Origin of the sequence: Enterococcus sp. DIV0660C, assembly GCF_017316125.1 — a bacterium.
GTDB lineage: Bacteria > Bacillota > Bacilli > Lactobacillales > Enterococcaceae > Enterococcus_B.
In genome coordinates, this window is sequence record NZ_JAFLWA010000038.1 from 95,071 (window position 1) to 105,549 (window position 10,479).

Genomic DNA, 10,479 nt, shown 5'->3' on the forward strand with positions numbered 1-10,479 from the left:
ATCGTGCTCGTCACTTTTTTAGCATTCCCTAACTGAGTAATCAGATAAAGCATTACCATGACATGTACATAGTCTTTTGGTATACCACGCTGAATCAGCACTCGACGAAGTTTAAATAAAGTTGGTTTACTGTAAGTGATTTTTGTGCCCAAAATCGTGTCATTACTTCAGTTATCTCGTCATAAGTTAGTACTCTTGCTCCAGTGAGTTCTAACTCTTGGTTCAAGTAAGCATAATTTGTTAAGCAATCAGCAGCTACTTCACCAATATCTCTGGTATCAATAAAATTTGTTTTTGAATGACCAGCTAGAATAAACAGAGCATGGTTGTTCTTGATATCATTCTGATATGTCGTGTTTAAATTTTGGATGAAGAAATTAGTATGGATAAAAGTATGAGATATCTCTGCTTCACGAATCATTTTTTCAATTTTATGATGAGGAGCCACCAGATTTTTTTCAACACCAATTAAAGAAACGAAAACGATTTGCTCGATATTTTGTTGTTTGGCATAGGCTAAAAAAGAAGGTATATCTTCTTTTGGTTGTAGAAGACTACATGAAAATTTAAATTGTGAGAGAAATCAACAATTTTTATAGTAGATTAGTTATTTTAAATAAACCAAAAGTGATTTTTTAGCTTATTTAAGTTATCTATTGTTGGAATATGGGAATTAACATTTTCTATTGTTGTTATTTGATGGTAAACTATTTTTGAAATCAGCTGAATTCAAAAATAATATTTACAGGGGGAACAATAATGCCCAAAAAAGTATTTGTACTATTTTCTGTACTGTTAGTTTTACTTAGTGTAGTAGTGCCTGCATCGGTTTCAGCTCAAACCATCGAGAAAAATCAGCTATCAAAGGTAGAATTAAGCGAAAGCATGAATTTCCAAAAAGGAATTAAAAAATCAAAGCTGGTTTTTGCTAATTTATCTAATCAGCAAAAAAAAGTAGAGATAGATAAATTAGCCAGTGAATTAGAATTTATGTTTACACAAGCATTACTAATAAATGAACAAGGAGATATTGTTGGTATTGATTATGCGAAGCTAGAAGAGAAGTATGGGACAAAGCGAACTAATTCTCAGGGGTACTCCGAAATAAAAGATTTCAGTTTAGTACGACAAAATAATTTGGTGCGTGGTGCATTTTTAGATTGTATGTCAAGCTCGATAAAAGATTTCATTGGTGCAACTTTATGGTCTGCAATTATTAGTGCCGGTGTTATGGGGTTCATTAAACAAATGGCATGGCGTGAAGTAGCTGCTTTAATTGTTGAATTCGCTGGTGCAGAATTTACAGTAATAGCATTGGTAGGAACATTATCATGGATGGCAATAAACTGTGCATAAGAGACTCTACTGCTTACCATTCATTGTTTCGTTTGTTGTCATTTTCGGAGGTTATGGGGGAGTTGATCTGATTACTTCTCATACTTATAACATCATCAGATACATAAACTTGTTCATCACTATAAACATATTCATGACAATTTATATGCTAGCAAAATTATCAAAAGAAGAAAAACAGAAAAAAAAGTGGTTTTTATTTGGGTATCTTTTTATTCTAATTCTTTGTAGCGTATTCGCTCATGCAAAATATGACCATTCAATGATTCCGGTTGAATCGTTTACAAATCAACAGATGTTAATAAATGTAGATAAACGCGACTTGGAACTGACAAAAGAAAATAAACGATTTTATAAGAAACATACAGAAAAATTTACGAATATTTCTTCTGATTTCTCTTTATCTAATCTCAATAAAAAAACTGGATATCTTTATGTTGGAAGAATCACTTGCGAGTTTTGTCGGTCCTTCATACGCTATACTGCTTATACGAACCAAAAGATAGATCAGCCTATCTTTTATATAGATACTGATAGGTTGACATTTCAAGAAAAGCAGATAATGTATGCTAAGTTAAAGATTTCTGGCGTACCATCTTTTTTTAAAATAAAAAAGGGGAGTTACACACGATTTCAGGGCAATACTATCGCTGATTTTAATTATTTTGTTCAGGGCAAGTAAGTTACCTAGAATTCAATTTTGAAAGGAGGGATGACACAAGTTGTCATCCCTCCTTTTTTGATACCTCGGTCCTTTTTTAGAGTTAATTGCTTGAACAAAATCTTATTTCACAATGGCGCTAGTATCTGACGTAATATAAGTTTCCTCTACGGTTGCATTCAGAGGCTCTGTTTGTTCGTCCCATTCTTGTGCACTATATTTTAATTTTGCTTGAAACTCATAGCCAATCAAGGTATCTGGAATGGTCACATCTGGTCGCTCAGCTAAAATTTGTCCATAACTGAGTACAAAATTTAAAGAAATAGTTCCTTCATCTAATTCACCAGTTTCTCCTTTCCAAAATGTGTCGGGTAGGTGTACAATAATACGATTGTCAGAGACATCCATGATTTCGGTAGTCAATTTTGCTTCTTCATGACCAAATATTGAAGAATAAGAAACATTTCCACTAATAAATGTTAGAAAATTTGGTAAATGAGTAATCTGAGTGAATTCTTCAGGGATCTGGAGAAGAATAGCAGCGTTGTCGCCTTTGATAAAATCAGTATTCTTTACTGTATAATGAAGTGTTTGAGTGCCTGTAAAAGGTAATTCTTGAATGTAAGGAACCATTTGACCAGCTAGTACTCCACTTGTTCCTTCTTTTATTTCAGTTTGTTCCTCAAGCGTTGTAGCGAACGAATGGGTTGTAGTGTCGCTGACTTGTGCATAGGCTACTGGACCAGTCAGAGTTACAATGAATAATGTAGTAAGTAAACTTGTTTTTAATAACGATTTCATTTTTTATACCACCTTTATTTAATTATTTTTAATCATCATATCACTAATATACACGTGCTTTTTATTTGGATTTTAAATGGACTTTAGAAAAAATAAATAACAAAAGTTTTTTTTGTATATTAAAAAATAGATTTGAAAAATAAAAAGGAGGAAATAGTGAATCATTGCTAAATTAAAGGTGTAAAAAATAAACATAGAGGAGGAACGTATAGTATGGATGATGAAAGGAAGAAAGAATTAGATACCACAATTATAGAAAATAAACGATTTTGTAAAAAATTATTGGATAAAAATTTAGCGGATTTAGAAAAATTGATAGAAAATTATCAAGAAGAAAAGGGATATTCAGAAATTTTATTGATTGAAAGAATCAAAGATATTACGAAAAATTTAGAGGATATTTCAATTGATATTTATACGACTGATGAAATTGAACGCACGTTGTTCACGCTTATCTGAAAAAAAGTCTGGGACGCATTTATACGCCCAGACCTTTACTTGATTGGAGGCTGTTTGCCTAGAAACTGTTGTAGTTTTTTCCAATCATTAATACTTGGTGGATAAGCCCATGAAACAATTTGTGTACAGTCTTCAGATGATGTTTCGAAATCTTTGAGCCGGTCAGTGATGAGAATATCAGGATGATCAGTGGTCAATTTGATACTTGAATGACTGTTTAGACTTAGTTTTGAAAGAATCAACCTTTGGTATTTTGAACCACCAATCAAATCTAGTTTAAGCTTGATTTCACTAGTAACAATGTTTTCAAATAGTTCATCAAGAATAAGTAAAAAGATAAAAATAATATAGCGGTTTTGACTATTGAACATATCAAAAGAGTCATCAAATAATAAATGAATCAATTGAACTTTATCGGGAAATAACTCAATTAAGTAAAATTGTTCAACAAAAAATAAAGCATCTACCCGTTTACTATAGATTAAGAAAACATCTTGGATAAAGTTTTTCATTTTGAAAAAACCATAATCAGGATTGATTCGATTTTTAAATGAAAGATTTTGTTGATCTAATCTATCAATTATACGAACTGTTTTGGTATAGGCGACTGAAACTAACTCAGAATTAATAATTGTTGTCGACATGAGGAGGATGTTTTCTACTTCTAAGAAATATTTAATTTCCTGATACCAAGTTAACGCAGTCTTTTCAGAGAGAGCAAATCTTTTTTGCAAGTCTTGGGTAAATTGATTTTCATAGCTAGTATTTGTGAAAATCGAATCAACTAAATAATAATTTCCTTTCATTCTGATAATGCCAATTGTGACATAGTATTTAATTTTTTTCCTATCTTGTGAAGAAAGATTTGCTAGCTTGAAATGAGTTTCGATTTTTCTGGTCAGATTCTCAGCTTCCATTTCCAATTTATTGGAAAAAACATAATCTTCATTTCTAAAAATGTTGATATAGATGGAATAAAAAAGATTTCGAATACTCAATTCATCACCAGAAATACATAAATTTTCGTCCAGTTTTAAATGATAACCATTTAAAAATTTGTCTAATTTGTTAACGATGCTATAGGCATAGGAAAGGCTTAAGAAATTGTCATTCGCAAATTTAGTTACACTATACTCTTTTTTCAACAATATACGATCGAGCAGTTTGAAAGCCATATTATTTTTACAATAGTTTTGAATGAGAAGGTTAAAAAGAAAACTTGAATTTGCTTTGATGAAAACACTACCACGACTACTTTTATCAATCAAAGTAAAATCACTACGATAATAATATTTGACATCATCGTTTAAATTATCTACCAATTTAGATACTTTGTAATAGGATAATCCGCTATACTTTTCAATCTCTTGGATGCTTCGTTCCTTATTTGAATTGATTAGATAGAAAAAAATCCTTATCTTAGATTGTTCTTCTTTCGATAGTAAACTTTCCATTTTCAAGCTCCTTTTGATAAAAACAATACAAGCACTATTGCCTTTACTATAAAATAATAGAATTATAAAAATAAAATAACTCTTTTGTGTTATATATAAGAGTTAAATTGTTATAATATATTATATAAATATTATAACAATAATTAGTATAACATAAACAAAAATAACATCTTTTTTAATATTAAAATCCTGTTTTAAATAATAAAAAAGACCGTTGTATGTACGTTATAGTAGAATTTATTACAATTATTCATCCGCTGTTTATCTCAAATAAATGATTTGATTGTTGAATTATGCTGAGAATGAAAAATCAAAAAATAGTTTCCTGTTGTGTTAAATTCTGTAACATAGCAGTTGTTTTCTAATGGATTCAATCTTTAATGTTGTTATCAAAAGAGGAATTTAAATAAAATAATCATCCGATTTTTTATTTTTTAAATCAAAAGTGAAAATAAAAAAAGTATTTACTTGTGTGTTTTGCTATACTTTTTTTGTGTTGATCACAAATAGAGTAATGCCCAATTCTATTTACACTTCCATCAAACCCAGATTTATTCCAATAGCCATTAACGCTTGGTTCAGCAAAGTGATCATTGCTGGACTTTTTTTCTTTCATTTTTTACTTCATACAATACGGATAGATGAATTATTTTTGTCTGGTAGCTAATATTATTCTTGTTGCTTTCATTAAATGGAGCATTTGAACGCTGTTATTACTATTACTTAGGCTGTTTCTCTGGCTAGTCAGATCATTAATAAAAAGCCCTCCCAAAAAGATTAACTTTTGAGAGAGCTTTTTATTTGTTGAAAGGAGCTAATTCAAATCCAACCGAAAATCAAGTGGACGCTCCTTATTTTTGCTTTTATGATAGAGCCAATAATCTAAAACAGCAGCAATACAAATGCAAAGTGGCGCATCTTCATCCTTGGTCACATCTAGTACATAGTAATCACCAGTAAACAACGTAGCTTTGTTCATCGCCATGATTGGCTGATTGAAATGATGGATGTGGTAACGATGATTGTAAATATCACCTTGAACTGTCCAATGAAGGTGACGAATATAATAAAAATCACCTGGCCAATTAAAAATTTTCTGCATGGTGCCAACTTTTTCAAAATCTTTGTAAAGTTCAAAGCGAGTACCAAATGTCAGGCTGACTTGCTTGATGTGCGCAACGAGTTTTCCATTCATTGAATAAAGCGAAAGTGCATCGCCTTTCGTTCCCCAACGACCAACCATTAAGAAAAGTGATTTTCCATCCTCATTTTTAACGATTGTTCGAGTCGCACGACTAAGCTGTTTTTCTTGAATGAAAAATTCTGACATCGTTATCCCTCTTTTCTAACTAAGAACTATAAGTCTTCAGCAATCGCACGTAAAATTGCTTTGCCAACGCCAGATTCTAAATTCGTTGCAGTTGTGTATTTTGCATATTCTTTCACGTCGATTTCTGCATTTCCCATAGCGAAGCTCACGCCTGCTACTTGTAACATACTGACATCATTGAAATTATCTCCGATAGTCATAACATCGTCTAAAGAAATGCCACGGTCGTTTGCTACGTGGGCAACAGCAATCCCTTTTTGGGCGTTTTTATGATTGACTTCAATATTATTTTGACCAGAAGAAGTAACTGTTAGATTACCAAGCTCGTCAATTTGTTTGCCGACAGGGCCCAGAACACTTGGTCCTTCAGTATGGAAACAAATAATTTTTAAGACTTCAATTTCCTCATCTTGTTGTAAAAGATTGCGAATACTATCGATGTAATTAATATGAAGTAATTCTAAATTTGCAGAAGCCATTGCGATGGCCATTTTGTAAGTCAAATGTGGTAAGTGCGTTGCAACCATGGAAGCAAAACTTTCAATTCTTTTTGCTTGGCTTTCAGAATATAAGCCTTTATTTGTCGAAACTTCATAATAGATGTTGTTTTGATCTAAAATGTCTAGTACAAGTGTTGCTTCTTGATTGGGGATAGCAACTGTAAAAAGAGAATTGCCTTCTTTATCAAAAACTTGCGCACCGTTTAAAGTAATCATTGCACAATCGATACCAACTTCGTCTAACGCTGCACGCGCTTCCTGATAATTACGACCAGTGGCTACCATGAATTCGATTCCAGCTTTTGTGGCAAAGCGAATCGCTTCGGCATTTTCCGGTGTCACGCTCATGTGTGAATCTAATAATGTACCATCCATATCGGATGCAATTAGTTTGATCATAATTGTTTACCGTTCCTTTCTAATTCTTCTTCTTAGTTTACCATATTAAGGAGGCGAGGCGGAGAAGATTGTCCCTTGTTTAAGAATAATTTGTAGGTTATCCTTTGAAAAGGAGGTGGAGGATTTTGAAAGAAATCATTCATAATAGTTGGCAAGAAATCTTAGCAGCTGAATTTGAAAAACCTTATTATCAATCTTTACGTGAATTTTTAAAAACAGAATATCAAACACAAAAGATACATCCCGATATGTATCATATTTATGAAGCATTAGAATTAACGCCCTATGAAAAAGTCAAAGTAGTCATTTTGGGTCAAGACCCTTACCATGGTGTAAATCAGGCACATGGTTTATCTTTTTCAGTACAACCAGGCGTGAAGACACCGCCCTCACTGGTAAATATTTACAAGGAAATGCAGTCGGATCTGGGAATTTCACCAGTCCAGCATGGGAATCTAGTCTCTTGGGCAAAGCAAGGCGTTTTATTGTTAAATACCGTCTTGACTGTTCGAGAAGGACAAGCCTATTCACATCGTGGCAAAGGCTGGGAACAATTGACGGATCGGATCATTGAAAAATTAAATGAACGAGAACAACCAATCGTCTTTATTTTATGGGGGAAACCAGCTCAAGAAAAAATCAAGATGATTGATCGTAGCCGTCATATTGTTTTGACTTCTCCACATCCAAGTCCATTGTCAGCACATCGTGGCTTTTTTGGCTCGAAACCATTTTCAAAAACAAATGATGCGTTGGTAGCTTTAGGTGAAACACCCATTGAATGGCAACTACCTGAAACAGTGTGATAAAACAGCGCTTTCCTGTTATAGTGCAGTTGTATATATATGTGAAAAACTTCATTTTTATAGCATTTATGACTAATACAGATAAAATAAACTGTTCTTTTTTTTGAGAATAGTGTATGATTGGATATATAAAATATCTGGAGGTCATCTCGTGGAATTGTTTGATAATTTAAGATTTAAAATTGTTCGTCGTGGTATTAAAATCGTTTTTCCAGAAGCAACTGATGCAAGAATTTTGGGAGCTGCCGCTCGTTTGAAAGCAGAAGAATTGATGGAACCAATTTTGATTGGTAACCCAGAAGAAATCAAAAATGCAGCTCATGCACGCGGTATCAAGGCTTCAGGTTTTACAGTCATTGACCCTGCTAATTATGCACAATGGGATGAAATGGTTGATGCTTTTGTTGAGCGTCGTAATGGAAAGGCATCCAAAGAACAAGCACAAGAAATTTTAAAAGATGTCAATTACTTTGGTACAATGCTGACTTATATGGGAATTGCTGATGGCATGGTTTCTGGTGCTATTCATTCGACTGGCGACACAGTTCGTCCAGCTTTACAAATCATCAAAACAAAACCTGGTGTGAGTCGTACAAGTGGTGCGATGATCATGGTTCGCGGAAGAGATCAAGAAAAATATGTCTTTTCTGACTGTGCAATCAATGTGAACCCAACGGCTCAAGAATTAGCTGAAATCGCGGTAGATTCAGCGAAAACAGCTGAGTTATTTGACATCGAACCAAAAGTTGCGTTGATGAGTTTTTCAACAAAAGGTTCTGCTAAAGCAGCTGAAGTAGATAAAGTCGTAGAAGCAACAAAAATTGCGAAACAATTAGCACCTCAATATATGATTGATGGTGAATTACAATTTGATGCTTCTTATGTGCCCGCAGTTGCACAATTGAAAGCACCAAATTCGGATGTTGCAGGACAAGCAACTGTTTTCGTTTTCCCAGAGTTACAATCTGGAAATATTGGGTATAAAATTGCGCAACGTTTTGGTAACTTTGAAGCAATCGGCCCAATCTTACAAGGACTAAACAAGCCAGTTTCTGATCTGTCACGTGGGGCAAATGAAGAAGATGTTTATAAATTGTCTATTATTACTGCAGCGCAAACTTTGATGGACTAATAAGGTCGCGAAAAAGGGTGTGGTACCAAGCGTTCATTTTCAGATAAAGAATGAACAACTGGCTCCAACAAGCAAGTCAGCGACCGTTTTATTTTCAAACATTTGATTCTTGATAAGGGTGTATGACCTCGGTCGTGCACTCTTATTTTTCTTTAAAAATTGGCTGTTCCGCGTTATACTTGCACATAGAAACAGGACGAAGCATAGAGGATAGAAAGTAGAGAAGAGAAATGATTGAATTAACAGGATTAGAAATGACGGAAGAACTTGCGAAGGTAATTGGACAAGTTGCTGAAGCTGGTGATAATTTGATATTAACGGGTGATCTTGGTGCTGGAAAAACGACGATGACTAAGGGAATTGCTTTGGGATTAGGCATTGATCAAATGATCAAAAGTCCCACATATACAATCATTCGTGAGTATGGACAGGGAAGATTACCGTTGTATCATATGGACATCTATCGTGTGGCGGCAAGCGGTGCAGACTTGGGATTAGATGAGTACTTTGAAGGTGATGGACTATCTGTTATTGAATGGGGAAATTTATTGGAAGAAGCTGTGCCAGAAGATTATCTGGAACTGATTTTAGAAAAAAGTGATACAGATTTGAACAAACGCTATGTGAAATTTCGCGCATATGGTAGTCAAGGAGCAGATTTTGAAAAAAGAATACGAAATGGATGGGAAAAAATCAATGGCTGAGGAAATTAGTGTGGTAATCCGTGAGGCTACTCCAGAAGATGCGCAAGAAATTTTGACAATGAGTAAACAGGTTGGTAGCGAAACAGAGTTTTTAGTGATGGATGAAGAAGGATTGCAGTTATCACCAGAAAGACTGGCTTTAGAACTAGGTTATTTGGCTGAAAGTACGAATAATTTGTTGTTGGTTGCTTTAGTTGGGGAAAAAATTGTTGGGACAGCTTCCGTAAAAGCTACTAATGAATATCGAATCGCTCACATCGGAGAAATTGGAATTAGTTTACTAAAAGAGTATTGGGGATTTGGATTAGGAACATTGCTGATTGAAGAAATTATTGATTGGGCAAAGAACAGTAAAAAAATTTTTCGCTTAGAGTTACAAGTTCAAGTTCGAAATGAACGAGCAGTACATTTGTATCAAAAATTGGGGTTTGAAATCGAATCAACGATGCCAAGAGGTGCGAGAAGTGATGCAGGTGAATTTTTAGATGTTTATCAAATGAGTTATTTGGATTTATAATATTAGATCTGTTTCTGCTAAAATAATCAAATCAAGTGTGGGCACAAAAAGACGAGTTTTATCAATAAAATTAAAAACAGGAGAACAACAATTGTCAAAAGCTAAAAAAATTTGCTTATCATAGGAATAGGAATTGTTGTTTATTTGCTTACCGTATATCTTTATAGACACATCATTTTATTTGCAGATTCTTTCGATCAATTGTATCAATCTGATTCAGGGATAATTAAAAATTTTAGTAGTGTTTTGCTAGGGTTATTGTTTACCCCAGCGCTCAGACTTATGAAAATTATTGTATGAATAGTTCTTCTGGTTATTGTAAATAAAAATAAGAAAAAATAAGAAAAAATAAGAACCTTGTTT

General features: G+C 33.5%; 12 protein-coding genes. 7 read left to right on the top strand and 5 right to left on the bottom strand.

Going from position 1 to position 10,479, the window contains the following annotated elements; genetic code table 11:
* Positions 1–94 precede the first annotated feature (94 nt).
* Positions 95–448: an NmrA family NAD(P)-binding protein gene (locus DOK81_RS12335; protein ID WP_347401445.1), complete on the bottom strand. Its 354-nt coding sequence runs from the start codon at positions 446–448 to the stop codon at positions 95–97.
* 311 nt (positions 449–759) lie between these two features.
* Here DOK81_RS12335 and DOK81_RS10540 point away from each other — a divergent pair, with 311 nt between their 5' ends.
* Together DOK81_RS10540 and DOK81_RS10545 are read left to right on the top strand one after the other, a co-directional pair.
* On the top strand, positions 760–1,356 hold the full coding sequence (locus DOK81_RS10540) for a hypothetical protein (protein WP_206910674.1): 597 nt from the start codon (positions 760–762) through the stop codon (positions 1,354–1,356).
* 145 nt (positions 1,357–1,501) lie between these two features.
* Positions 1,502–2,035, top strand: a complete 534-nt coding sequence (locus DOK81_RS10545) for a hypothetical protein (protein WP_206910676.1) — start codon at positions 1,502–1,504, stop codon at positions 2,033–2,035.
* A gap of 102 nt (positions 2,036–2,137) precedes the next feature.
* Here the strand turns inward: DOK81_RS10545 and DOK81_RS10550 are convergent, their stop codons facing one another.
* Positions 2,138–2,815, bottom strand: coding sequence for a hypothetical protein (locus tag DOK81_RS10550; protein ID WP_206910678.1), 678 nt, complete (start codon positions 2,813–2,815; stop codon positions 2,138–2,140).
* Positions 2,816–3,028: 213 nt separating this feature from the next.
* On the opposite strand from DOK81_RS10550, the gene DOK81_RS10555 reads away from it, so the two are divergent.
* On the top strand, positions 3,029–3,274 hold the full coding sequence (locus DOK81_RS10555; RefSeq protein WP_206910679.1) for a hypothetical protein: 246 nt from the start codon (positions 3,029–3,031) through the stop codon (positions 3,272–3,274).
* 35 nt (positions 3,275–3,309) lie between these two features.
* On the opposite strand, the gene DOK81_RS10560 is transcribed toward DOK81_RS10555, so the two are convergent.
* From DOK81_RS10560 to DOK81_RS10570, 3 genes are all read right to left on the bottom strand, one after another.
* On the bottom strand, positions 3,310–4,728 hold the full coding sequence (locus DOK81_RS10560) for a helix-turn-helix domain-containing protein (protein WP_206910681.1): 1,419 nt from the start codon (positions 4,726–4,728) through the stop codon (positions 3,310–3,312).
* Positions 4,729–5,542: 814 nt separating this feature from the next.
* On the bottom strand, positions 5,543–6,058 hold the full coding sequence (locus DOK81_RS10565) for a hypothetical protein (protein WP_206910683.1): 516 nt from the start codon (positions 6,056–6,058) through the stop codon (positions 5,543–5,545).
* A 26-nt stretch (positions 6,059–6,084) separates the two neighbouring features.
* On the bottom strand, positions 6,085–6,957 hold the full coding sequence (locus DOK81_RS10570; protein ID WP_206910685.1) for a Cof-type HAD-IIB family hydrolase: 873 nt from the start codon (positions 6,955–6,957) through the stop codon (positions 6,085–6,087).
* Between the two features lie 125 nt (positions 6,958–7,082).
* Here DOK81_RS10570 and DOK81_RS10575 point away from each other — a divergent pair, with 125 nt between their 5' ends.
* From DOK81_RS10575 to DOK81_RS10590, 4 genes are all read left to right on the top strand, one after another.
* Positions 7,083–7,763 carry a uracil-DNA glycosylase gene (locus DOK81_RS10575; RefSeq protein WP_206910687.1) on the top strand — a complete coding sequence of 227 codons (681 nt, stop codon included), beginning with the start codon at positions 7,083–7,085 and terminating at the stop codon, positions 7,761–7,763.
* A 151-nt stretch (positions 7,764–7,914) separates the two neighbouring features.
* Entirely contained in the window at positions 7,915–8,895 is a 981-nt protein-coding gene (pta, locus tag DOK81_RS10580) for a phosphate acetyltransferase (protein ID WP_071868813.1), read from the top strand.
* A gap of 230 nt (positions 8,896–9,125) precedes the next feature.
* A complete protein-coding gene (tsaE, locus tag DOK81_RS10585) occupies positions 9,126–9,599 on the top strand; it encodes a tRNA (adenosine(37)-N6)-threonylcarbamoyltransferase complex ATPase subunit type 1 TsaE (protein ID WP_206910697.1) in 474 nt (157 codons plus the stop codon).
* Positions 9,592–10,116, top strand: a complete 525-nt coding sequence (locus DOK81_RS10590) for a GNAT family N-acetyltransferase (protein ID WP_206910714.1) — start codon at positions 9,592–9,594, stop codon at positions 10,114–10,116. The genes tsaE and DOK81_RS10590 overlap by 8 nt, the downstream gene beginning before the upstream one ends.
* Positions 10,117–10,479: the final 363 nt, after the last annotated feature.